The organism is Bradyrhizobium sp. IC4060 (assembly GCF_020193715.1).
Taxonomy (GTDB): Bacteria; Pseudomonadota; Alphaproteobacteria; order Rhizobiales; family Xanthobacteraceae; genus Bradyrhizobium; species Bradyrhizobium yuanmingense.
In genome coordinates, this window is sequence record NZ_JADYVJ010000007.1 from 276,705 (window position 1) to 301,029 (window position 24,325).

17 protein-coding genes are annotated in these 24,325 nt (G+C 61.2%); 7 read left to right on the top strand and 10 right to left on the bottom strand.

The window, feature by feature from the left end; genetic code table 11:
- The first annotated feature begins 204 nt into the window (after window positions 1-204).
- Window positions 205-480, top strand: coding sequence for a hypothetical protein (locus I6F16_RS23670; protein WP_225112406.1), 276 nt, complete (start codon window positions 205-207; stop codon window positions 478-480).
- 66 nt (window positions 481-546) lie between these two features.
- Here I6F16_RS23670 and I6F16_RS23675 read toward each other — a convergent pair whose 3' ends face one another.
- Window positions 547-1,284: a metallophosphoesterase gene (locus tag I6F16_RS23675; RefSeq protein WP_225112407.1), complete on the bottom strand. Its 738-nt coding sequence runs from the start codon at window positions 1,282-1,284 to the stop codon at window positions 547-549.
- A gap of 613 nt (window positions 1,285-1,897) precedes the next feature.
- On the opposite strand from I6F16_RS23675, the gene I6F16_RS23680 reads away from it, so the two are divergent.
- Window positions 1,898-3,328 carry an undecaprenyl-phosphate glucose phosphotransferase gene (locus tag I6F16_RS23680; RefSeq protein ID WP_225112408.1) on the top strand — a complete coding sequence of 477 codons (1,431 nt, stop codon included), beginning with the start codon at window positions 1,898-1,900 and terminating at the stop codon, window positions 3,326-3,328.
- A 42-nt stretch (window positions 3,329-3,370) separates the two neighbouring features.
- On the opposite strand, the gene I6F16_RS23685 is transcribed toward I6F16_RS23680, so the two are convergent.
- The 3 genes from I6F16_RS23685 to I6F16_RS23695 all read right to left on the bottom strand — a co-directional run bounded on the left by I6F16_RS23685 (window position 3,371) and on the right by I6F16_RS23695 (window position 6,880).
- Window positions 3,371-3,658, bottom strand: coding sequence for a hypothetical protein (locus tag I6F16_RS23685; protein ID WP_225112409.1), 288 nt, complete (start codon window positions 3,656-3,658; stop codon window positions 3,371-3,373).
- A gap of 392 nt (window positions 3,659-4,050) precedes the next feature.
- On the bottom strand, window positions 4,051-6,282 hold the full coding sequence (locus tag I6F16_RS23690) for a Wzz/FepE/Etk N-terminal domain-containing protein (RefSeq protein ID WP_225112410.1): 2,232 nt from the start codon (window positions 6,280-6,282) through the stop codon (window positions 4,051-4,053).
- A gap of 31 nt (window positions 6,283-6,313) precedes the next feature.
- Window positions 6,314-6,880: a hypothetical protein gene (locus I6F16_RS23695; RefSeq protein WP_225112411.1), complete on the bottom strand. Its 567-nt coding sequence runs from the start codon at window positions 6,878-6,880 to the stop codon at window positions 6,314-6,316.
- Between the two features lie 592 nt (window positions 6,881-7,472).
- Between I6F16_RS23695 and I6F16_RS23700 the strand changes: the two genes are divergently transcribed.
- From I6F16_RS23700 to I6F16_RS23715, 4 genes are read left to right on the top strand one after another with little or no spacing between them, the layout of a single operon-like run.
- On the top strand, window positions 7,473-8,684 hold the full coding sequence (locus I6F16_RS23700) for an acyltransferase (protein ID WP_225174044.1): 1,212 nt from the start codon (window positions 7,473-7,475) through the stop codon (window positions 8,682-8,684).
- Between the two features lie 7 nt (window positions 8,685-8,691).
- Window positions 8,692-10,029 carry a hypothetical protein gene (locus I6F16_RS23705; RefSeq protein WP_225112413.1) on the top strand — a complete coding sequence of 446 codons (1,338 nt, stop codon included), beginning with the start codon at window positions 8,692-8,694 and terminating at the stop codon, window positions 10,027-10,029.
- 9 nt (window positions 10,030-10,038) lie between these two features.
- A complete protein-coding gene (locus I6F16_RS23710; protein ID WP_225112414.1) occupies window positions 10,039-11,145 on the top strand; it encodes an acyltransferase in 1,107 nt (368 codons plus the stop codon).
- Window positions 11,142-12,233 carry an acyltransferase gene (locus tag I6F16_RS23715; RefSeq protein ID WP_036024720.1) on the top strand — a complete coding sequence of 364 codons (1,092 nt, stop codon included), beginning with the start codon at window positions 11,142-11,144 and terminating at the stop codon, window positions 12,231-12,233. The genes I6F16_RS23710 and I6F16_RS23715 overlap by 4 nt, the downstream gene beginning before the upstream one ends.
- Window positions 12,234-12,250: 17 nt before the next feature.
- Here the strand turns inward: I6F16_RS23715 and I6F16_RS23720 are convergent, their stop codons facing one another.
- Together I6F16_RS23720 and I6F16_RS23725 are read right to left on the bottom strand one after the other, a co-directional pair.
- Window positions 12,251-13,366 carry a glycosyltransferase gene (locus tag I6F16_RS23720; protein WP_225112415.1) on the bottom strand — a complete coding sequence of 372 codons (1,116 nt, stop codon included), beginning with the start codon at window positions 13,364-13,366 and terminating at the stop codon, window positions 12,251-12,253.
- Window position 13,367: 1 nt separating this feature from the next.
- Entirely contained in the window at window positions 13,368-14,201 is an 834-nt protein-coding gene (locus tag I6F16_RS23725) for a polysaccharide pyruvyl transferase family protein (protein WP_225112416.1), read from the bottom strand.
- 124 nt (window positions 14,202-14,325) lie between these two features.
- Here I6F16_RS23725 and I6F16_RS23730 point away from each other — a divergent pair, with 124 nt between their 5' ends.
- Window positions 14,326-15,792, top strand: coding sequence for a lipopolysaccharide biosynthesis protein (locus tag I6F16_RS23730; RefSeq protein ID WP_225112417.1), 1,467 nt, complete (start codon window positions 14,326-14,328; stop codon window positions 15,790-15,792).
- Window positions 15,793-15,817: 25 nt separating this feature from the next.
- Here I6F16_RS23730 and I6F16_RS23735 read toward each other — a convergent pair whose 3' ends face one another.
- From I6F16_RS23735 to I6F16_RS23750, 4 genes are all read right to left on the bottom strand, one after another.
- Window positions 15,818-16,942, bottom strand: coding sequence for an acyltransferase (locus I6F16_RS23735; RefSeq protein WP_225174045.1), 1,125 nt, complete (start codon window positions 16,940-16,942; stop codon window positions 15,818-15,820).
- A gap of 251 nt (window positions 16,943-17,193) precedes the next feature.
- Window positions 17,194-21,102: an RHS repeat protein gene (locus I6F16_RS23740; RefSeq protein WP_225112419.1), complete on the bottom strand. Its 3,909-nt coding sequence runs from the start codon at window positions 21,100-21,102 to the stop codon at window positions 17,194-17,196.
- A gap of 539 nt (window positions 21,103-21,641) precedes the next feature.
- Window positions 21,642-23,033, bottom strand: a complete 1,392-nt coding sequence (locus I6F16_RS23745; RefSeq protein ID WP_225112420.1) for a hypothetical protein — start codon at window positions 23,031-23,033, stop codon at window positions 21,642-21,644.
- Window positions 23,030-24,298, bottom strand: coding sequence for a glycosyltransferase family 4 protein (locus I6F16_RS23750; protein WP_225112421.1), 1,269 nt, complete (start codon window positions 24,296-24,298; stop codon window positions 23,030-23,032). The genes I6F16_RS23745 and I6F16_RS23750 overlap by 4 nt, the downstream gene beginning before the upstream one ends.
- Window positions 24,299-24,325 lie beyond the last annotated feature (27 nt).

The window sequence follows — 24,325 nt, forward strand, 5'->3', positions numbered from 1 at the left end:
TTCGGCGCTGGTCTCATTCTCGGATACGCGCTACGCGCCTGGCGCGTCCAACGAAGAGCCGTGAGCTCATCCAGCAGCGCCTCGCGCCGGGCCTCGCGGCCCGCTCCGACCTCGACGTTCGGCCACGCCCGGCGAGCCTTTTAGGCATCATCCCATTCGATGACGGTATCCAGCTTCACACTGAACCCGATGGGACATGACGACATGAGTGAGCCCAAGAAGGATGCGCCGCGACGCTACATCGTGGACGGCGCCGGACAGCGCGTGCTTGTCGGTCTGACGATCTCGGAAACGATCGAGTTCGAAGCGCTGGACAAGCCGGACGCCCGTCCCGGCGCCGACCTGCTCGGGGAGGCGGCCCGCGTCCGAGAGGCCAGGCTTGGCGAACGTTGGGTGGAGCTCTACGTCAAGCACGAGCGGGCGTGGAGTGACTGGATGGCCCAGACGCGTGCGCAGTCGCCGCTGCCGTGTCTCAACTGAAAATGGTGAACGTCCATTCCCTCCCCGAGACCGTCTCGCGCATCGGTGGCAAGAGGCTGAAGCTCATCACACCGCGAGCATGCGACTCCCCTGGATGCTCATCAGGGTGAGGTTGCCGGTCGCATAGGCGCCGGTGTCGATATTGGCGCGGTTGGCCAGCAATTCGGCGCTGCGGACCGGCGTATGGCCGTGGACGATATATTTGCCGAACTGCTCCTCACTGCGCAGGAATTCCTCGCGAATCCAGAGCAGATCGCGCTCGGTCTGCTGGGCGAGCGGCACGCCCGGGCGAACGCCGGCGTGGACGAAGAAGAAGTCTCCGCAGCTGAAGCTCAACCGCAGATTGTCCAGGAATTCCAGATGCTCGGTCGGCATGGCGCGAATCAAGTCGCGCAGAATCGATGCCGGCTCGTCGCGCTTGAGATCGGGGGGAGCAAGCCCGTAGGACATCAATGTCTGGGTCCCGCCGAAGGCGATCCAGTCCTCGAATAGGGAAGGATCTTCGAACACCCTCACCAGAAAGGCCTCGTGGTTGCCCTTGAGGAAGACCGCATTCCCCCGGCGGCTCCGCTCGACCAGGATGTCGAGGGTGGAACGCGTATCCGGGCCGCGATCGATGTAATCGCCCATAAAGACTTCGATGGCATAGCGCGGCCGGCTCCGCGCAACGTCGGCGTCGATCACCCGCAGCATGGGCTCGAGCAGATGCGCGCAGCCGTGAATATCCGAGATCGCATAGATGCGGACGCCGTCCGGCAATTGCGGTTTGGGAAGCGACGGCTGGGATCGCGAGAAAGATTTCATGGCGCTCATCGATCGGGTGGTCGGAAAAATATCCCCAAGTCACCGGCACCGGAGAGCGTCCATCCAACGCGAACAACGCGAGTTCCGTGGGGCCGCAGCTCGTTGTCGGTGCCGATCACGCCAAAAGAAGGGCACGGCATTTTTTGCCGACTTGTTTCATGGACTTCAGGAACGAGAGGGGTCCGCAGGAATTGCATCGCTGGCTCGAAGCATGCAGCAAGTCTGCATGACTCGTTGCAGATTCTCGCATACATCCGCAGATAGAAATCCCTGGAAACTCTCGCAAGTGATCCGATGTTTGCGTTCGTCGGCAGCAAGCAGCGCCTCAAACTTCAGCGAACAGCGGCCCGTGCAACGATGGCGTCGCATTGGATGCGGAACTTGATTCAAAATAGGGCAGTTCGCTCGCTCGTATGTCAGCACTGTGACGACATTTTCAGCGCACCGAATTTCGCCGCGCATCTCAACGCGACACATCGTCCGTGCGCCGCAAAAGTTTCGCGTGCAGCGCCACAATGTCGCTGCGATCGACCAACACTTTCCGTGCGGGGAATTGACGAGTCTTCAGCATCACGATGAGCGTCAGGCACTCTCTCGATACGCAGAGGTTCGAATGGCTGTTGCAACTTACGGTTCTGAAAGCGCTCATGCGCTGTCATCTGCGCGCGGCAGTGCGCTTCAGAGGCCCTTTCAGGTCGTCGTCATCGCTGCTGATTTTCTGTTGATCCTGCTGAGTTACGCGGCGGGGGCTTCGCTGTATGGCGTGGCGGTCGCGTCGCCGCCCGAGGGTGCATCGGTGGGAGCCGGATTGTTCGTCGGTGTGGTGTTCGTCGGGATCGCCTATTTCCGGGACGTCTATTCCACGCACCGCTTGCTCAATCTGGTTTGGCAGCTTCGAATGGCGGCGTTTATCTGGTTGACGTCGCTCACGATCCTCGCCGTTGCGGCCTTCCTGCTGAAATCGACGGACAATCTGTCGCGCGGCACCGTCATCGTCTTCGCCGTGATCGGCGGGCTCGGCCTGATCAGCCTGCGCTTCGTTTGGCAGGCCGTGTTCGGCACGAGCTTTGCCAGAAGCCGCCTGGTCGACCGCAAGGTGATCCTGCTCAGCCTGAAGCCGCTCGACTTCACCTCGAGCCGCTTCAAGGATTTGCGCAGGAACGGCTTCGACGTCATGCGCCATTTCGTGCTCGGAGAGGATCGGGATGACGGCCAATGGGAGCGGCAGATTCGCGACGTCATCCGTCAGTCGCGCGCGGCCGATGTCGACGAATATCTGCTCGCGATCGACTGGAACGAATTGCCGATGCTGCGCAAGCTCGGGCCATATTTGCGCGCCGTTCCGCAGCCCATTCGCCTGCTGCCGGACGATTCCGTCGCCGACCTCGTGACCCGCCCCTTCCTGCCGGTCAGCGGAACCGTCGCGGTCGAGATCCAGCGGCCGCCGCTCACCATCCTCGAGCGGCTGCAGAAGCGCTGTCTCGACGTCGGCGTCGCTCTGTTCGCGCTCGTGCTGCTGACGCCGCTGCTGCTGACGGTAGCCGTGCTGATCAAGCTGGATTCGCCGGGAAGCGTCATATTCCGGCAGTCGCGCCGCGGCTTCAACGGCAAGCCGTTCGAGATCTGGAAGTTCCGCACCATGACGGTTGCCGAGAACGGCGACACGGTGACCCAGGCGACCAAGGGGGATGCCCGGGTCACCAAGATCGGGCGCTTCCTGCGCATGACCAGCATCGACGAGCTGCCGCAGCTCTGGAACGTGCTACGGGGGGACATGTCGCTGGTGGGACCGCGTCCGCACGCGCTTGCCCATGACAATTATTACGACGAGCTGATCAGCAAGTATGTCTACCGCCATCACATGAAGCCGGGCCTGACGGGCTGGGCTCAGGTGAACGGATTCAGGGGCGAAACGCCAACGATCGATCTGATGGAAAAGCGGGTCGAGTACGACGTCTGGTACGTCAGCAATTGGAGCATCTGGCTCGACCTGAAGATCATGGCCCGCACCGCGTCCGCAGTGATGTTCCAGGAAGCCTATTAGCCGCTCGATCTCTCAATCGCCGGAAACCTCCGTCCCGGGGCCTCAGGTTCCACTTCGCGGCGGCCTGCGGAAGAGCCGCATGATCGCATCGCGCAGCGCGAGCAGCGGCGGCACGAGCACGAAGAAGGCTCCCATTGCGACGGAGACGATGACATGGCGGATCGAGAAAGGCTCGTCCTGCTCGATCTGGCGCCGGTTCGGGTCGATGGGCGCGGGTGAGAGCGTCGTCGCCATGGGGCGGCGGTGCGGCTTGCGTGGAGGGACCACGATCAACACGAACAGAATGTTGAGCAGGACCCAAATAGTCAAAATCGTCAGGACGATCAGCATCCGAGCCTACCGGAAAAATAACTGCGAGTAATGAACCGAGATTAGCCCCGGGGAACCGAGAAAGAAAGATGCCTAAAGTTTCGGCATTTTCAGGCATCAAGGCTCGGATCGTCTCGTCTTATTGACAGCTGATGGCACCGGCACAACTTTCCCGGCGACCACCGTATCCGTCAATCCTTGCTTTTGGCTAGAGCAATAACTGCAAGTTGTGGATTCCGGACGAATACGGAGCCCGCGAGCAGGTCCGGAGCGCTTGCCGCATCTCGGTCCGTGCGCGAGGGCGCACGGGATGCCCTTCAAGCGACCGCCAAGCACGAATAAGGCCCGCTGCCAATTGGCAACGGGCCCGAGCTCATTCCAGTTGTTCAGTGGGAGCGGCGCCTCGCCTCCGCCTAGGCGTGCTCGACGTAATAGCTGTTGTGGTGCTTGCCCTTGTAGGCCTCGATGCGCTTGAGCATCTTCGGGTTCGCGCGGTTGAGCACGGCGCCGATCAGCTTCTTCTGGAGGACTTCCGAACCCGAAACCGACTCCTGCAGAGCGGTTCGCGTGGTCTGGCCCCATTCGATCACGTAGACCATGGCGTCGATCAGGAAGCTAACGGCCTTGGAATCGGCCACCGGCATCACCGGGGCGAGATCGATCACGATGTACTCGTAGTGCTCCCTCAGCACCTTGAGCAGCTCGGCCATTGCCTTGGATCCGATGACGTCGGCCGAATTGACCATGCGCGAGGCCACTACGGAGGGCAGGAAATCCAGTCCCGTCTCCTTGCTTCGCTGCACGTGGTAGCCGAGGTTCGCGGGATCGTTGAGAGCCTCCACGAGGCCGGTCTTGGCGTTGGGCGCGAGCTCCCGCGTCAGCGAGCGCGTGTGCAGATCGCCGTCGATCAGAACCGTGCGATGCCCGGTGAGGGCGATCAGCTGCGCGAAATTGGCGGCCACCGTCGTCTTGCCCTCCTTTGGAAGCGAGGAGACGATGCCGATCACCTTGATCTCGCGGGTCAGACGCGCGACGTCGATCGAAACCTTGATGTTGCGCAAGGTCTCGGCAAAGCGTGAGAACGGATGATCGACGACGTAGCGGGAGAGATCGGGAGGGCCGGTCTTCGCTGACGTCGAGAGCAACGCGCCGGCCGTCGTCGGCGGACGTATGTCCGGCAGCACGCCGAGGCATTTCACGCCGAGCTCATCCTCGACCTCGCCGGGGGTCCGCAGCACGTCGCTCAGCAGTTCACGCGCAAATGCCGCGCCGAAGCCGAGGCAGAGGCCGCCGACCAGGCCGCCCACGAGGGCGAGGACCGTTCGCGGCGAGCTCTTGCGGTCCGGCTTGGTGGCGGTGCTGATGAGGCGGGCCTCGCTGAGGGGAAAGCTCTGGTTCTGCGTCGCGCTCTGCAGCTTTTCCAGGAAGTTGTTGTAGAGATTGCGGTAGGTGTCGGCGGCACTTTCGAGATCGCGCAGCTTGACCTCGGCCTGGCCCTTGTTGCCGGCCTGGGCGACGAGCTCCTTCACGTTCTTCTCGAGCGAGGCCTCCCGGCTCTTCGCGATCTCGTAGTCGCTGCGATAGGCGTCTGCGATCCGACGCAGTTCGTCGGCGATGTTCTTGCGCAGCTCCTCCATCTTGTTGGCCAGATTGACCGCCGCAAGGTGGGTCTTGCCGTAGCGCCTGGACCAGTCGGCATATTGCGCCTGGAGGTCGAGATATTGAGCGCGCAGACGGGTGATCACCGAATTGTTGAGGGCGTCCGTCACGGTCGACTGCGCAACATCCTGATCGGAGATCGTGTCGATCCGGTCAAGACGCGCCTTGGCTTCCGCGGTCGCAGCCCGCGCCTGAACTAGCTGCGTGTTGAGGTCGGACAATTGCTGCTCGGACATCAGGCCGCGGCTGGTTCCGACGATGTTGTTCTCGGCCTTGAAGGTCTGGACGGCGCGATCGCTGGCCGATGCCTGCTCGCTCAGCTCGAGGCTGCGCTGCTGCAGCCATTCGGTGGCCCGCTTGGTGGACTGATATTTGGCCTCCAGGGCGCCGACGAGATAGGCATTGGCGATCGCGTTGGCGATCTTGGCGGCTTTGTCGGGGCTCCGCGCTTTATAGCTCAGCGACAGCACATATGTCGTCAGCACACGCTCCGTACGCAGATTCTTCTGAATCTGCTGGACGACTGCATGTTCGATTCGCTCCTGGCTTGCTGGTTCGCCGGAGCCGAATAGCGATGTCAGCTTGCCGATGATGATAGAGAGCAGGCCGGGCTTGGAGCCGTTGAACTCCGGGTCTTCTGTCAGCTTCAGGCGGCGGACGACGGACAGAATGAGGTCGTCCGAGTTGATGATCTCCACCTGGCTGTCGACGTAGCCCGTGTCGATCAGGGCGCTGCTGGCGTTGCTGTCCTTGTCCAGAACTTGCGTCTGCCGCGTATCCATCATGATGCGGGCGTTTGCCGTATACATGGGCTGCGCCATGGCCAGGTAGACGATCACCAGGGCCAGCGAAGCTCCCGTACAGACCGCGATGATCGGCCATTGGCGGCGAAGGACGTCGGCCACGCGCTCGAAGCTGAGGACCGCCCCGCCGAATTCGATGCCGAATCGGTGCCCCGACTGGAAATGTTCCCTAGGCTGGTACATGTGCTAATTCGCTGCCTTTGACAATCATGGATCAATTCGGAAGGGGGACGGGCTTGAATGGATTGGCCAGCTTGGTTCTCCACTCGCCTTCGAGCAGTGCTCCGCCACGGCCCGGCTGCGGCGAGGTCTTGATTTGCGATTGGGCCTGGACGCCGGAGCTGTCCTCTCCGGCGCCGGAATAACCGGCCTGCACGTTGAGATCGCCGATCCGCTGCACGAAATCCCTGATCTTGCGCGCGGCGTCCGGCTTGGTCGACGTGCAACGTGCTTCGGCAAGGCGCAGCGCAGCGCCGATGGACGAGCGATCGGCTGAAGCCGACGCCGAGATGAGCGTCTGGACGGACGGCAGCACCGACGGATTCGTCGCGACATAGCGCGCGAGCCAATACCGCAACTTCTCCTTGTCATTGCGCAACCGCTCGAGGAGCGAGGACGGCGACTTCACGAAGGTGTCGAGTTCGAGTTGCGAGGCGCGGTCCGAGAATTCGACGCACTGCGCGCGGCAAGCACCGGCGCCCGACACGATCAGCGCAGAACCAATCAAGACAATCGCTAGCCATCGCGGCTGCGCATGACGACGTGTTAGTCCGCGGCCCATCCGTGTTCCTTGCTTCTGTTGCAATAGGAGAACAGGCGAAACTTGACAGGTAACTGTGTCATCTTTTTGTGCGACGCAAAAGCTGGTGCAAAGCTGGCGACAAAACAAACGCGAGCCCGCTTGTTCGCCGGTTGCAAAAACAAGTTCTACAATGCCTGCGAGATCGGCAAATCACGCCCATGAATGTTGCAACCTGAAAACATATCGGGCACTCGCGCAGCCGCTCGTCGCAAAACCGACACAAGTCACGAGGCGCGTTTATTGTTCCCCGTTGGCGAAAGAATTTTTCGTGCGACATTGGCACGCAGCAATCAACGTGCTCAAGGGCCTCGATCGCAACAGCGCCGAATTTCGCGCACACTTTGCGCGCAAATACTCGCAATCATCCCATGCCGATTGGCTTGCGCGCCGAAGCAGGCGCACGTCGGATGAAAAGTGGCATGAACTTGGCGCTCGCATGTCCGAATGATCTGCAAGCTTTGAAATTATTGTCGGTCGTCATGCATCGAATGCGGCTCCGTGATTGCAGAGATTGATCACGCGTTGAGACCTGATACACACTGCTGCGGTGCAACAGCTACGGAATGTTGATGTGACGGAGTTGGTTCATCGTGAGAAGGCGCACGTCCTGCCGCTCGACAGCATCCGGGGGATCGCCGCGACTTCCGTGGTGATCCACCATCTGCTGCTGATGCCAACCTTTCTCGCGGCATTCCCGCACAACGCCTGGATCAACTGCTCCTTCTTCAGGAGTGCATGGCTGCTGGTCGATCTGTTCTTCGTTCTCAGCGGAATGGTCATGGCGCTCAGCTATGTCGAGAACGACTTCACGCGCTTCTCGCTGCGCGAATTTATGGTACGGCGCCTGGCGCGAGTCTACCCGCTGCATATCGTCATGCTGCTGGCAAACCTCGTCTTTCGCCTGCTGCGCATCGGCCTGGTCATGGCGGGGGTGGTCGTCGCCGCGCCTGCGGCGTTCGAAGTGAACAATGCCTATTCCTTCGGCCTCAACGTCCTGCTTCTCCACTCGATGGGGTTCATCGACTATCTCAGCTGGAATGCGCCGAGCTGGAGCATCAGCGTTGAGTTCTACACCTACCTGGTGTTTGGTCTGATCGTTCTCATTGCCCTGCGCATGCGCTCGCTGGCGTGGTTTTATGTCCTCTCCGGGCTGCTCGCGGTCGGAAGTCTCGTCTTCATCATCTTCGTGCTCGAAAAGAAGAGCATCGAGCTTCAGACGGATTTCGGCTTGCTACGCTGCTTCGTCGGCTTTTTCCTGGGCGTCTTGATGGTGAGGATCGTCGATCGCCTGCCGGCCAAGCCGGGGCCTGCCGTGCAGGGCGCATTGCAATTCGTCGCCATGATCGCGAGCATCGTCCTGGTGTCCCTGGCGGAGGCCAATCCTGCCGCGACCTTCCTCGCGCCAGTGATGTTCGCGATCTTCCTCGGCAGCCTGCTGGCCTTTCCGGATGCGCTGCTGGTGCCGCGCATCCTGGTGGCCAAGCCGCTGATCTGGTTGGGGCGTCGTTCGTATTCGATCTATATGGTGCACGCGCTCGTGGTGCTGCTGGCTGAATACTTCGTGCGGGGCGTGGGGGCGGGGCGAATCGCCGCCCTGGATTCGATCTGGGCAGGCCTGCCGGCGACGCTGAATCTCGTCGTTTCACTGGCCGCCGTGCTCGCGGTTTCGCACCTCACCTATCTCTATGTCGAAATTCCCGGCGGCAGGCTCCTGCGAAATGCATTCGGAAGCCCCCCGGATTTTGCGCCATCCCCCGCCCGATCGGCGCGGCTGAGCAACTGAGCCGCGCATGAGCACCTTCGCGCTGCAACCCCGCAGGATGATGCTGATCAGCCTCAATATCGAGGCGATCGCGCTCGCAGCCTATCTGGTCCGGGATGCCTTCGGCGGTATGATGCGGTACTACACCAGCATCATGCATTTGGACGCGCTTTGGTTCGTGCCGGATGGCATTGCGCTTCTGTGCCTGGTCCAGTTCATCGTGCATTGCATCTTGCGCAATCGCAGTATCATGGCTGCAGTTGTCCTCGTGCAGATCATGCTGTCGCTGGTGCTCGGCTACTTCATGCTGGGGACGGTCAACGCGGCGATGTCGTCGTTTAAGATGATGCTCCCGGTGTTCGTCGGATTTTGTTTCTGCGACACCAGTCTGGGCTCCTACAAGAAGTTGCTGTCGGTCATCGCCGCGACGTTCTACCTCTCGCTGATCGGCGTGCTACTGACGAAATTCTACTTCATGCCCTGGGTCGGATACAAATATGAGTCCTTCGGCGCCGTTCGTGAGGCGGGTCGCTTATGGTGGGCCTATGGCGGTGACGATCAGCGTCTCACGGGCTTTGCTGCCGAAAGTACCATGGCGGCCTTCTTCATACTCGTGTCCTTCGCAATTACGTCGATCCGTAAGAGCACGCTTTGGTGCCTTCTGTACGGCTCCCTTGCGGTCTACATCATCCGTCTGACGACCAGCAAGACGACCATGATCGTCCTCGTGCTCTACTTGATTCTGCTGGTGTTCGTGCGGATGCTGCCGGAGAAGTCGCGCTTCTCCGCGATACGGAACATTGCATTGTGGTCGTTTGCCGCGATCCTGGTGCCGTTCTTCATGATCGTGCTCGCTTCGGGTACCGCCGCGGTGCCGCACACGACCCTGTTCAGCATCGTCGACCGCATCAACAACAGCTGGCAACTGCCGTTCGTCTACCTGAGCCAGCTCATGCCCGTTGGTCTCGTGACCGGCTGCGGCGTGGGCTGCTTCAACTATCCGCAGAAGCTGTTCTCGCCGCTCGCCGCCTTCTGGGTTCCCGTCGACAATTTCTACATCGGCACGTATCTGATGTTCGGACTCCCGTTCGTCGCATTCATGGTGATGGTATTCCGGGCGACGTTCGGCACGACCGACGTCTACAAGCTGACGCTGATCTTCGTCGTCAACTTGTTCACGATCACCGTTCTGAATTACGGCCCGGCGTCCGGCCTGCTGATCATCGCGTTGAGCTTCAGCGAGGTGTTCTCGCGGCGCGCGACCACCGCGCGGGCGGGCGACGCCGTGCCAATCATCGTACGGCCACCGATGCCGTCATTAGAAGGCTTCCGCCCGGATGTACCGGCGGCGAGCGGAAGCAGGTGAGAACGAACAATGCATAAACGGCTCGCATTCATCGACACACTGCGCGGCATTGCCGTGCTGGCCGTCCTGGTCCAGCACGTGTTCGAGGTCATCCTGGAAAAGCACCCGACGGGTGTCTATTACGGGCCCCTCCACGACATATTCGGCTACTACATGAACTTTGGCCGGTTCGGGGTCGTGTTGTTCTTCTTCGTGAGCGGCTTCGTCATTCCGTTCAGCTTCCCGGACAGCGCCACGCCTGTGCGCGATTTTACGATCAGCCGCTTCTTCCGGCTCTATCCGGCTTATTGGACTTCGATCGTTGTCGGGCTCGTGTCGGTGCAGCTGCTGGATTCGAAGAGTTTTCCGCTGGGGCAGATCGCCGCTAACGTGACGATGTTGCAGACTTTCGTAAACGTCCCGAATCTCTGGGTGTTCTATTGGACGCTGGCGATCGAACTCTTGTTCTACGTCGGATGCACCATTCTCTTTGCGATGGGGCTGCTCAACCGGCGCTTCACGGCGGTGACCATCGTCGTTGCCGCCGCGCTGGTGGGAACTACAGCTGCACTTTTCGTTGAGAGCAGGGCAGTCTCCTCGGTGATGGAGGTCGGCTTGAACCTCTCGGCGATGTTCCTGGGCAAGATCATCCGCGACACCGTCATTGGCGGCAAGCTGCGGTGGACGCATGTGACCGTCTGCACGCTTCTGTATGCGGTCTTCGCCGCCACCCTGTCCGACCGCCGGTTCGGCGGCGTGTATCACGAGAATTTCTTCTACAGTTATTCGATCGGATCGGCCTATATCTGCGCGGCGCTTGTCTTCATCGGCTTTGCCGTGTTCGGCGAACGGATGGCCTGGCGCCCGATGGCATTCGTCGGCGTGATCAGCTATTCGGTCTATCTGATGTCGCCGTTCGCGATTGTCTACGTCCATCGCCTGGTATGGTTCGGCGACGGACCCCTCGGATGGTCGATCTTCCTGGTCGTCATCCTGGCATTGTCGATCCTCGTCAGTTGGATGACATACACGTTCATCGAGAAGCCCAGCATTTCCTTCGGGCAAAGATTCCGCTCCGCGCGAAGAAAGCCTGTCGTCCTCGAGCCAGTGCTCAGCACCCAGGGTGCCGCAGAGTGATCAAGGCACCTCACCAGCCGGGCACCGCCTATGACGGATCGTTCCTTCCTTCGGTCCAGGGCCTTCGTGCCATCGCGGCGCTGAGCGTGCTGATGGATCATTTCTACGACATGCCGAAGGCAGGCATGTACGACATCCCGAACCCCGGATTCTTGCCGCCGATCTGGCCCTGGCTGCAATCTGTGATCAATGTCGGCGGGCACGGTGTCGAGCTGTTCTTCATGATCAGCGGCTTCCTGATCCCGGCCAGTCTGATACGCCACGGTTCGCTGTCGCGGTTCTTCTTCGACCGCGTCCTGCGCATCATGCCGGTGTTCGTCGTGCTGCATCTTGCGCTGTTCGCGATCGGGCCGATCGTGGCCTACAAGTTCTTCCGCGGGATCGATCTCACCAGCTATCTCGGGATCTTTGCGGCCAACCTGTTCTTCGTGCAGGACGCGCTCGGGTTGCCCATTGCCCAGCAGAATGCCTGGACGCTGACCTATGAGTGGGCGTTCTACATCTGGTTTGCGCTGACATTCTCGATGTGGCGCGCCGGCGGCAGGCTGCTGGCTGCGCCTCTGATCCTGCTGGGCGTGGCCTGCCTGATGCGCTGGCCTATCACCGCGTTCTTCTGCATCGGGATGCTGTTCAGCGCGACGGGATTTCGCATTTCCATTCCCGGACGGCTCGGTCTGGTCGCAGGGCTCGTCTGCGGGGCCGCGCTGTATGCGAGCCTGGTGCTGTTTCATCCGTTCGTGGGCCTCATTCCCGGATTTCTGCTGTTCGCCATGGTGCTCGCCCCGGAATCAGGCCTCGGGAAGGCCCTGAGCACGCCGGCGCTCCAATATATCGGCAAGATCAGCTACAGCCTCTATCTCGTGCACCCCTTCGTGCTCTTCCCCTTGCAAGTGGTTGGCCTGAAGCTGGTTGCCGCCGGCGTCGACCGCTGGTTGCTATGGGCGGCTTTCATCGGACTCGGGCTGGTGATGTCACTGGCTGCAAGTGCGATCAGCTATGAACTGATCGAGGTCCGGCTGAGGCGCTTGCTGGACGGCGCGTTCCGCAGCACGTTCTTTCGACCGCTGAAAGTGGGGCAATCGGCTTGAGAAAGCGCGTGTCGCGCTCACTTCACGCTACGACCTGCGAGCCTGTGATAGGATCCAAGCAACCGTTCGGCAATGTTGTCCCAGTTCAGAGGGCCGGCCGCGGTCTGCCGCGCGCCGTCAGCCAACGTTGTGGCGAGTGAATTCGACGTCAGCACGCGCTCGAGTGCATCGGCGAGCGCAGTGGCATCGCCGGGAGGGACCAGGAGACCATTGACGCCGTCCGTCACAACGTCGGGAATGCCACCGGTGGCGCTGGCGACGACGGGACGCGCATTCCCATAGGCGGATGCGAGCACCCCGCTTTGTGATGCATCCTTGTAGGGCAAGGCAACCACCGTAGCAGATTGAAATAGACGTCCGGTATCCGCAGGCGAAATGTAGGCATTGATGGTCTTGACCGTCGGCATTGCCTCCATCCGGGCGCCGAGCCGTGTCATCTCGGGGCCGCGCCCGGCGACGATCGCTTCATGCGCGACGCCGCGCTGGGCCAACATGTCGATCGCGTCGATGAAAACGTCGAGGCCCTTGTAAGCCCACATCCGTCCAAAAAACAGGATGCGTCCGGATTCGGGCTCGGTGAACGAGCTTTTGTCCGGCGGAACCATCAGCACGCCGTGCATGCTGCAAACCGTCTCGCCCTTGAAGTCGGGCGAAGCGCGATGAAAATCTGCAATGCAGCTCTCGCCGTGCGTCGTGACGATCGAGGCGGCCGCACGCATGCGCCCGCGCCAGGCATCTTCACGGGGCGAGGTGCCGGAGCCGCCCTCCGAGTGCGGGATAGCATCGTGAACGGTCAGTACCAAGGGAATGCCGAGCGGACGCAGGAGCTGAATCAGCTTGGACGTGTAGATCTCGGGAACTTCGTGACAATGGATCACGTCCGGGCGGAAGGAAATTATGTCGATGAACGAGGCAGGGATGCCGATTGCGCCGCCGCGCCGCAGACTGAGGTCGCGAATCCGTGTCTCGAACGGCGCCGTCACAGCGATATCGGCAAGCTCCCATTGCTGGTTCGCGTCTTTGCGGTTGAGCACAAGCCGAACGTCGCAATGATGCGCCAATCCCGATGCGAGGCGGTAGGAATATTCCGCAAAATGCGGCGCGTAGATGGCCACGCGAAGGCGCTTGGCCATGTTAGTTCTTTCCGCTCCAGAGGTCGATCGGGAATGCACTTATCAAGGCACGATGATCAAAGTTGAGGCGCGCAGCTCCCCCCATCTCGCGACCTTCGTCAATACTCGTCGCAAACTCGACGGCGAACCGGCCGGTGCCCTCATAATAGTCATGATACTTGAACTCGGCCTCTCCGCTGCTCAGCCGTACGTATCGAGCCGGTATCCCGAATGCCTCGGCGACGATGATGCCGTGGAGCGAGCTGGCCAGCACCAGTTCAGCTTCGAGAATGGCGTCAATTCGCCGGTTCCAGGATCCCAGCGGTGAGACCACCGTATCGGCGGCAGGGTCGACGATGTTCAAATCGTGCAAATTCGGAACAAACACCCACGGCTTCTTGGCAGTAGGGCGAAAACGATTTGGAAACAGCTGAGGAAGCAGCAAGGCCGGATCTCCGAACACTTCGGGAACCGCGATGCCCCGGCGCTGCAGAACTTCCCGGGTACGGGGGCCGCGCACCGCTCGCACGTCCAAATTCTGCACGCGATGGTTGAGGTCACCTTGGCCGGGGCGTCCGTTTACGCCGCTTCCCCAGATCACATCGCCATTTCGCGCGTAGTGGAGCACGGAGCCGATCGCGAACAAGCGCGCTTGCCGCGGCACCTCATCGGCGAGCGTATAGCCGAATTGCCGCAAGAGATGGTCAACGACAACGATCGAAAGATGATCACCGAAATTGATCGTTCCGTCGTCGGGACGCCAGAAGAACAAGTCCACGTGCGGATAGGGCAGTTGATGAATAAAGTCGCAGCCGACCTCGTTGATCAGCCGTCGTAGATTGCCTCGAAAATTCATGCTGCCTCGGATGTAGCTGCTTTCTTGCCGTAGTGTCCTCGTAAACAAGGCGACTATTGGACCATAGCAGCCAATGGCTCATCGACGAATGTCGACCTAACCCCGAATTGTGACAGGCTTCCAGTTGCGCCACGAGATTATCAAGCCGCGCTCGATCGTTTCGGGCGTCATTTGGTCGGCGCTCGATTCCGCGGTCGGGCAGGCGCTCACGCTCGCAATCTACATGATCATGGCGCGGCTGCTGTCGCCGCAGATTCTCGGCATCGTGGCAACGGGAGCGCTGGCGCTCGAGTTCTGCCGGGCGGTCCTGATCGAGAGCATCGCGATTGCCGTCCAGGCGCGTCCCGATCCGAAGGATGAGGATTACACTGCCTCGTTTTGGCTCATCGCGGGCCTCTCCTTGTTTGCAGCACTCGCACTGTTCGCCTCGAGCGGCGCCATCGAACGACTCTCGGGTCTTTCGGATATTGCCATCGTTCTCAAGGGATTTTGCATCGTCGTGGCCGTGCAAGGCCTGTCACGGACGCACGAAGCCTGGCTGACGCGCAATCAACTCTTTCGATCCCTCGCCATCCGTTCGCTTTCTTCAATCTCGGTTGGCGGAGCCGTAGGGATCGCGCTGGCGATACAGGGTTACGGGGTCGTTGCGCTGGTCGGACAGCTCGTCTCGACTTCGTTGATCTCGCTGGTCAGCCTTTGGGTCTTGACACCCTGGCGCCCTCGGCTCCGGGTCAGCCGGCAGGCTGTTATCGATCTCCTGAGCTATGCGCGCTACGTGGCACTGACGGGAATCACGAACTTTGCCAATGCCAATTCCGATCTGATTTTCGTCACGTGGTATACCGGCGCCGCCGGCGCGGGCTTCTACAGCCTCGCCAAGCGCCTGGTCAACGCCGTGAGTACCGTGATCGGGAATGCGTTGAACCGCGTGTTCTTTTCGACCATCGCTGGCCTCCAGCATGACCGGGAAGCATCGCGTTCGACGCTGGTCGACTTCGTCAAGTACACGTCACTGCTGACGGCCCCGCTTTTCGCGGGCATAGCGGCTCTGGCACCGGATCTCATCGTCGGTTTCTTCGGATCCAAGTGGGGCGAGGCCGCCCCTCTACTCGCGATCATGTCGATCACCGGGTTCTTGACCACAATCGGCCTCTACAATCACTCGGTGATCCTGGCATTCGGCAAACCGCACTGGCAGACTTGGCTGACGCTGATATACGCGGTTTCGAACATAGCGATCTTCATCGTCGCTGCGCCATTTGGCCTTATCGCGATCGCTGTCGGCTACGTCGTTCGCGCCTTGTTGCTGTATCCACTGTCCGCCGGAGCCTCGATGCGGATCTTGGCGCTCGGCATCAGGCCCTATGCTGCGGCGCTGATGCCGGCACTTGCGGGCTCCGCGGTGATGGCATGCGCGGTCGTTGCTGCCTCCGTTACCATGCCGGCCACGTCGCCATGGCTGCGTCTCGCGGCGCTCGTGCTGCTTGGTTCTTCGGTCTATCTTGCCGTTGTCATGGCGGTCGCCCGGCCGGCCGTGGTGCGGATATGGCAGGAAGTCTTGGGTCGTGTGCGGCGATCGTCTAAGACCTAGCCAGAATTCGGCCTGCACGCACCAGCTAGCTTGCGTTGGCCGCCTGTCTGGCCTCGGCAAGACCGAGCGGCTCGGGCTTCGGGACGCGGGCAGATCTTGCCCCGCCAGGCGCAAGCCGGTTGATCAATCTTCTAGCGGGATCTTCGACGTAGCGATATGTCACGTCGGCAACGACTGTCAGAACGATGCAGCAGACCAATGCAAACACCGGAAACATGCTTGGCTGAAGTCCGAAATAGTGCCAAGCCGGCTTGAAGAGCAGGATCAACAGCACTTCGTGCACCATGTAGATGGCATATGACGTGTTGCCGAGGCGGCCAAGCCAGTCGGAGCCGGGAAACCGCGCGAAGGCGCTTTCTCCCGTGGCTGTGACGAGGATCGCGAGAGAGAACAGTATGATTGCAAGGTCGGGCTTGGCAAAGAAGTTGAGGACCAGAACCGAGACGGCAAACAGCGCTATTCCGGCGAATGCAACCGGCTTCTTGCGATAGTCCCTTGAGAGCCTGAACAGGACGGTTAGGAGAATCCCGTTCAGGAAGCTCGGAAGCGCCCGTAACATCCCGAAATCGAAAGTTGCCCCGTACATCTGAGAGCGTTCCTGCCAGATCGGCAGGTGAGCATGGGCAAGGATGCCGTAAGAGAGCGCGACGATGATCGCCAGCATCAGCGGCGAGATCCTCCCGGCCAGCAGCATGAACAATGGGAATAATAGGTAACAGAACAGCTCGGCGCTGATGGACCAAGCCGGCGAGTTGAAGCTGAGATGATCTGTAATACCCCACGCCTGCACGAGGAAGAGGTTTTGAATGAAATCCGTCAAGCTCGCGTGCGAGGTCGGACCGGATATGCCCATGAGAGCAAGGACCGCGAATATCAACAATGTGAGCAGATGCAAGGGGTAGATTCGCGCGATCCGCCTAATGAGGAAGCGCGCATAGGAGCGCGGGCCTGTCGAGGTTGAAGGATAGGAGTAGGAAATCACGAACCCGGACAGGATGAAGAACATGTCCACGAACAGGCCATAGGACCCGTTCCAGGCCGGTGAGATGCCCTTGTCGATCAGCTTCAGGTGGAAGATGAAGACCCCGAGCGCGGCGACGAAGCGGTAGAAGTCGAGAACGACAAAACGTCTTGCTTCACTGGCTTCCATCGGGGCTCGGTTTCCTTGCACGTTTCGTCGCTCTTCTAGAGACGAATTGTGACGCAAGTTCGCAAGCGCGGCGGCCGATGGCGGCACAACCCGAGACGATCCCTCCGAATTCATGGGGCTCATCCAATTGCGGATGGCAGAGAGCCCTTTGCTCATCGATGAGGCAGGCGCCCGACCAACGAGCGATCAGGGGCCGGGACATGGTCCCGGCCCCAGCGACGTTGGCGCCCGTTTGGGCAGGTCTCACCGGCTCAAACGAACACGAAGTCGTGGCTCGTCAGGCTGGAGACGTAGACGTTCTTCAGCAGAATCGAGTCGGTCGCCGAGAACGTGATGAGCGCGTTCGTGCCGGACTGCGTGATCTGGAGCTGGCTGTAGTCCTCCGCCAGCAGTTTCGAGATCGCGATCGTATCGTGCGTCGTCCCGCTGCCGGCCTGGAAGTTGAGGATCTGGTCCTGGCCGTGGTCGTACGCGATGGTCGTCGAGTTCGGCGCCGCCGAGAACACGTCATTGCCGGCCCCGCCCTGGATCGTCACGCCGCTGGCGACGGCCGTGACGTTGTGGGTGCCATCGGACTTGGTCTGATCGATGAACTCGAGCGCCTTGGCGGTGTTGTAGCTCTCGTGCTGCGTGACGCCGGCCTGTCCGTTGAAGTTGAACAGGAAGACGTCCCTCGAGCCGTCGGCGTGGCTGGCGATCTCCTGGGTCTTGATGCCGGCGCTGTTATAGATGTCGGTCAGCTTGCTGCCGTCATTGTTGATGACCTGGGTATAGTCCAGACTGCCGTCGGCGTGGGTCCTTGTGATCTCGACGATCTTGCCCGAGGCATCGAGGTGCTGGTGCTGCGTCGTGTAGGACTGGCCTGTGATGTTGTAGTTCCAGTTGTCCGACGTGCCGTCGGCGTTCTTGATGTAGGCAGCGGTCTTGATACCGCCGGTGTAGACCGTGGTGGAACTGTAGCCGTCGCTCTTGGTCGTCACCTCGCTGGTGATAATTCCTTTGGCGTCATACCAGCCCGAGGTCTTGGTGCCGTCGGCGCTCTGCACAAGGGTGAATGCCAGGCTGTCGTCGGCGTGGGTCCGCACGATGTGCGTCAGGAAACCGGTGGTATCGTAGGTATCGTGCTCTTTCGTGTAGTTCTGACCGATGACGTTGAAGAGATAGACATCCCTCGAGCCGTCGGAGTGATAGTCGGTTTGTGTCTTCTTGAGGCCTGAAGCGTCGTAATTGGTCACGACGCTGCCACCGTCGCTGCCGACGACCTGGGTATAGTCGAGCGTGCCGTCGGCGTGCCAGCGGGTCACCTCCGTCGTCTTGCCGGTCGGATCGAGATGCTGGTGCTGCGTGGCATAGCTCTGCCCGGTGATGTTGTAGGTGTAATTGTCTTGGCTCAGGTCGGCATTGGTGATGTAGGCCGCAGTTTTCAGGCCGTTGGTATAGACCGTTGTCGAGCTGTAACCGTCGGCCTTCGTGATCACCTCGCTGGTGAGGACCCCCTTGGCATCGTACCAGTCCGTTGTCTTGGTTCCGTCCTTGCTCTGCACCAGCTTGAACGCCATGCTGCCGTCCGCGTGCTTCCGGATCAGCGTCGTGAGGAAGCCGGTTGCATCGTAGACATTGTGTTCGGTCGTGTAGTTCTGGCCGGTGATGTTGAAGAGGAAGACGTCCTTGCTGCCATCAGCGTGGTACTCGGATTGTTTCGTCCGTACTCCCGTCGCGTCATAGATGGTGACGACGCTGCTCCCGTCGTTGTTGACGACCTGGGTATAGTCGAGCGTGCCATCCGCGTGCTTGCGGGTGACGGACGTGACCTTGCCGGACGGATCGATGTGCTGGATCAGCGTGGTGTAGCTCTGGCCGGTGATGCCATAGGCATAGTTGTCCAGACTACCGTCGGCGTTCTTGATGTAAACTTTTGTCTTGACGCCGTTGCTGTAGAGGGTTGTCGAGGCGAAGCCGTCGGCCTTTTGGACCACCTCGCTGGTGAGGCTGCCGGCGGCATTGTACCAGTTGGTCGTCTTGGTGCCGTCGGCGGTCTGCATCAGCTCGAAGGCCAGGCTGCCGTCGGCATGCAGGCGCGTCAGGGTCGTGAGGAATCCGGTCGAATCGTAGACGTCGTGCTGGGTCGTATAGTTCTGGTCCTTGATGTTGTACGTCCAGACATCCTTGCTGCGATCGGCATGGTAGGCCGTCTCGATCAGTTTCACTCCCGTGGCGCTGTACAACGTGATCACGCTGCTGCCGTCACTATTGTAGACCTGGGTCGAGTCCAGCGAGCCGTCGGCATGGCTGCGGATCACCGAAGTGACCTTCCCCGAAGCGTCGAGATGCTGCACCTGGGTGGTGAAGCTCTTGCCCGTGATGTTGTAGGTATAGTTGTCCTGCGAGCGGTCCGCGTTCTTGACGTAGGCGGCTGTCTTCACGCCGTTGGTGTAGAGCGTGGTGGAGTAATAGCCGTCGGGCTTCTGGACGACTTCGCTCAGCAGGGTGCCGGCCGTGTTGTAGGTGTCGGTTGTCCGGGTTGCGTCGGTTCCGACATGAACGAACTTCGTCTGCACGCCGCCGGTGTAGCTGATCACGTCCTTGGAGCCGTCGCTGTGGACGATGGTGGTCGAGGTCGGCTGTCCGCTTGAATTGAGGCCGGTGTCGGATTTCGAGAGCAGCTTGCCGCTCGAATCGTAAGTCCTCGTGCTGGTCCAGGTCGCCGCCGAGTTCGTCACCGAGAACGAATATCCGCCCTGGATCTTCGAGAGCGCGTTGCCGTAATGGGCGATCATGTAGTCCATGGTCGCCTTCGACGCGACCTGCAGGACGTGGGAGTCGGTCAGGGTGATTGTCTGCAGCGCCGTCGAGTCGCTCAGATCGGACAGTTGCGGTACGATCTCCGCAGCCGTTCCGGTGACGCTGGTCCTTGTGTCCGGGGCGGGCGGCGTGGTCGGGGGCGCGTCGATCTCGATGATCACAGGGTGATCGCTGACCGGAATGGTGATGGTGCTGACGTCGGTGTAGCTGGCGATCGCTGTGGTGCCGGTCAGCGTGTCGTACACCTTCACGGTATGATGGACGGCGCCGAGGTTCACCGTCACCGTCTGGGCCGCATTGGACAGCTCGGTATCGGTGGCATCGTTCCAGAGCTTCGGCTCGGCCCAGACGACGAGTTCGTAGGCGCCATTGCTCTTGCCGAGCACCATGCTGTTGCCGGTGGCCGGCATGTTGCTCAACGTGTAGTTCAATGGGTCAGTCGGCTGCAGGCCGCCCTTGCCGTCGTCGGCCAGAATGGTCGTCAGGTTGTGAATCGCCGTCGCGGCGAGCTTGGGCGTGCCGTCGGAATTGAACAATCCGAAATTGGCTTCCGGATTGGTGTTGGCTGCAGACGAGTCGCGGTCGAACAGCTCGTAGAGGTAAGTTGCACTCACGCCGGCCTTGTAGGCGACGACAAGCGTGTTCAGGATCGATTTGGCCTGCACCGTCTCGTTGGCGCCGAGATACTGGGTGTTGTTTTGCGTGGTGTAGCCGGTTTCCGTGATGACGACAGGCTTTCCCGGAGCCGCGGCCATGACGGCGCTCAGCGTCGCCGCAATGGAGCTGCTCGGATTGAGGCCGGTGCTGACATAAGCGTGGGCGTTGGCATAGTCGACCGAGCCCGACATGTTGCCGAGCTGGCTGTAGCCTTGCGGATCGTTGTAGGCCAGTGACAGATTGTAGACGGGGATGCTGGCGAGCGTCGCGTTGGCATTGACGGCCTGATAGAGCGCACTCTGGAACTGGGCCGCGGCCGAAAGGCTGGAGCTGCCATTGTAGCTGAAGGGCTGGTGATTGGCCTCGTTGAGCCCCTCGATGGCGGTGATGCTACCCGAATAGCTCGTCGCGAATTTTTGGAGCGAGGCGATGTAGTTCTGCAACCCGACCGTACCGGACTGGGGCAGCGCAGACGATACCAGAAAGTCGAACTTGTAGCCGGCGGCGGCCAGGCCCTCGACGACCGGCTGCGCAGCGGGGTTCGTGCCCATCGCGTCGCGGAGATGGGTGACGCCGATATATTCGAGGCTGTCGGCCATCAGCGCGAGGTTGTTGTAGCCGGTCCATCCGAAACCGGCGTGCGTGTTGACGCCGATGGAGTTGATGAAGCCGCTGGCGGACAGGATGGTTTGATCAGGCATTGCAAACTCGGGTTTCAGCGCGAACGAAATTGCTCGCAGGGATTTGCGTCGAAGCTTCTCTGTCGAGTGTGAATTTCAGATAAAAATCGAAGCTACAAATCGCGAGTGAAATGCGGTTCCTTGTGCAGGAACAGCTCGACTCGTGTTGCAGCAGAATGCTGATGCGATGCCCGTGCAGGATGGCGTGAGAATGGCGCTTTCAAGATTTCCACGATTCACGCTGCTAAATATATGCGCAAGCCGTGCGAGTTCGATCCAACGCTTCGGCTTGAGAGCGTGTCATACGAACGCGGCGGTGGGGTGCGACTCTTTCGTCTGCGTCATCGGATGGCACAGGGAGTCGGCAGATGCCATTTTCATGGGCGATCAATCTGAAAGATTTTATCGCACTGGTTGTATCCGTATTTTCCCGGATATGACCGCTTGGTTCGATCGGGGAGGCGCAAAGGTTCCGTCCAGGACCTGAATTTGAGCCGTGGCCCAACGGCTCAGTTGCTCGCCCGCTGTGTTCCGATCCGTGCCGGATGCGGCGAATTGGGCTAGCCGCGACGGGCCAGCATCAGAAAGTCGCCGCGCCATCCGACGATCGCCGTTGCGAGCGCGGCGATCACGATCTTGCCGGCAAGCCATGTCGCGGGCTCGGTCGGCATCGCGCCGAGTGATCCGATCAGGACGGCGGCCACCAGCGCCTGCGCGACCAGTGACCAGCGCGGGAATGCCTCGAACCGCAGGGTCGGACCGAGCGCAAACAGAATCGCTGCCAGCGTGGCGAGGCAAGCGCAGCCGACCGCATCTTGCGGCGACAGGCCGGCCCATGCCGCGGCCAGCGCGACGGCAGCGACGATCGCGAGCTGGCCGACCGCAACGATCACGAGCCTCGTTGCGAGCTTCTCCAGGTGCGGAACGACCGCGACGGTCGCCTGGAGATGCGTGTGCAGGAAATAGAAGACGGCCACAACAGGTGCCGTCGTCAGGAAGCCATCAAGGCTCTCCCGCGGCACCAGGATACGGGCTGCATCCGGAATGAAGCCGACGAGGCCGCCGAGCAGCACGAGGGTCGTGCAGACCATGAACTCGAACATTCGCCGCGTCGATTGCACCGACTTCATGACGGTTCCGTGCTCGAAATCCTTCACGACATCGGGATAGCTCACGGTGTGGATCGCTGCATTGAGGACCCAGAACGGGCGTTGCAGCAGGTCGAGCGCAATCGAGAATCCGGCGCCGGCGCCCGTCGCGCCCAGCCGGCCGATGATGATGAAGCGGAGCAGCACCGGCACCGAGAGATGGATGACGGACGCACCCGCCGCCAGCATGCCGTAGCGGGAGAAATCCTTCCAGTCGGCCAGCATCGTCCGCAGCGGAACGCGCTCCAGAGGGGTGCGATAGGCCACCAGCCCCGCGAGCAGGCCCAGGGCGTGGCCCGCACTGACGCCGAGCAGCGCCGCTTCCGCCGTTCCCCAAATCGCCGCACCCGCGGCGGCTCCGGTCAGAAGGGCGGTAGCGCGAAACGCCAGGAGAGAGGAGGCGACACCCAGCCGGTCGGACAGGCGGACCGACAGCAAATAGAGGTCGGTCAGGCCCTGAAGCACGGATATGCCGAGGCCCAGCGCGATGATCCCTGCCGGGAGCACGCTGGCCAGAGATGCGCAGCCGCCGACCACGACGAGCGCGCCCGCGCTCGACAGGCCCGCGGCAAAGAGCGACCACCTCAGCCGCGCCGCCTCGTTCTCCCCGGCTGCTGCCAGAAAACGCAATCCGGCGAGCTGCAGCCACTCGAACATCAGGACGCAGAGCAATTGGCTCGAGGCCAGTGCCAACGAGAAATTGGTGTAGTCGGCGGCGGGCAACAGATGACTGATCGCGAAGATCAGGATGATCGCCGCGGCGCTCTGATAGAGGTAGCCCGCCATCGCGAAGAGGCGTGTCATCTCGGAATGAGGCGCTCCTTGCCGACGGCCCGCGGCGCTTCAGTCGTTGCTGCGCGCACGCGCGACATCCGCTGCTCGCGCAATTGCTCATACAGATTCTTGTAGGATGACAGCACGTCGGCAAATACCCATTTGTTGGTATCTGCGATCAGGCGCCGGCTGATCTCGTCGATCTTGTGCGGATCAGACGCGACTGCAAGCATGCTGTCGGCCAGGGATTGGGGATCGGCTTCGGTCAGCCAACCCGTCACGCCGTGCTCGATGACCTCGGGCATGCCGCCAAAGCGCGTTCCGAGCAGCGGCCTGCCGGCCGCCTTGGCATCTGCGACGACGAGTGGACCGGGGTCGTGCCAGATCGAGGGCGCGACCACCACGTCGACCTGCCTGTAGAAATCGTCCGGCGCCACGAAGCCCATGAACTCGATGCGCGCATCCGGCGCGAGCGCCCTGAGGCGGCGTTGTTCCTCCTCGCTGACCCGGCCGGCGATCAGCATCCGGATGCGGTCGGGGGGCAGCATGGCAAGGGCATGCATCAAATTGTCGATGCCCTTCTCCTCAGTGAGCCGGCCGATGAACCCGAACGTCACTTCCGTGGTGCAGACCGGGCGAGGGTAGGGCTCGCGCGGCGGCTCGGTCGAGGCGTTGCGGATCACGGTGCGGATCGGCGTCTCCGCGAACATGCCCATGTCGGTATGGATCGACAGCACGCGCTCGCTCACGCCGACCACGGCGCTCAGCCAGTGCGTCGCCCGCTTGCGATGGAAGGTCAGGATCCCGCAGCTCGTGCAGGTGTGCTCGCAAGAGCGTCCCTTGTCGAAGCGCGAGCAGCGCGGGCAGGTCAGATAATAATCGTGAAGCGTATGCAGCACCGGCACGCCGAGCTGGGCGGCGACGCGCCAGATCGCGGTGGTGAGACCCGACAAATTGTTGGAGTGCAGCACGTCCGGCTTGAAGGCCCGGATGCGTTCCGCTATCAGCGGCGCCTGCATCTGCCAGTCGTCGACCGCATGCCAGATGCTGCGCTTTACGATGTTCTTCGGCAGCGAGAAGGGCAGATGGAAGTTGCGCACCGGCGCAGAATAGACGTTGATGCCGTTGCAGCTTTCACGAGCCTGCTCGGGCGCGGATGCGCTGCGGATCACCTCGACCTCGTCTCCGCGCTGCACCAGGCCTTCGGCGAAGCGCCGCGCGAAGATCTCCGCACCGCCGACGATCTTGGGGGCCTGAGGCGTCGGATAAAGCGTGGACGTCAAAAGAACTTTCATCACTGAACCTCATGTCTTGCAAAATCG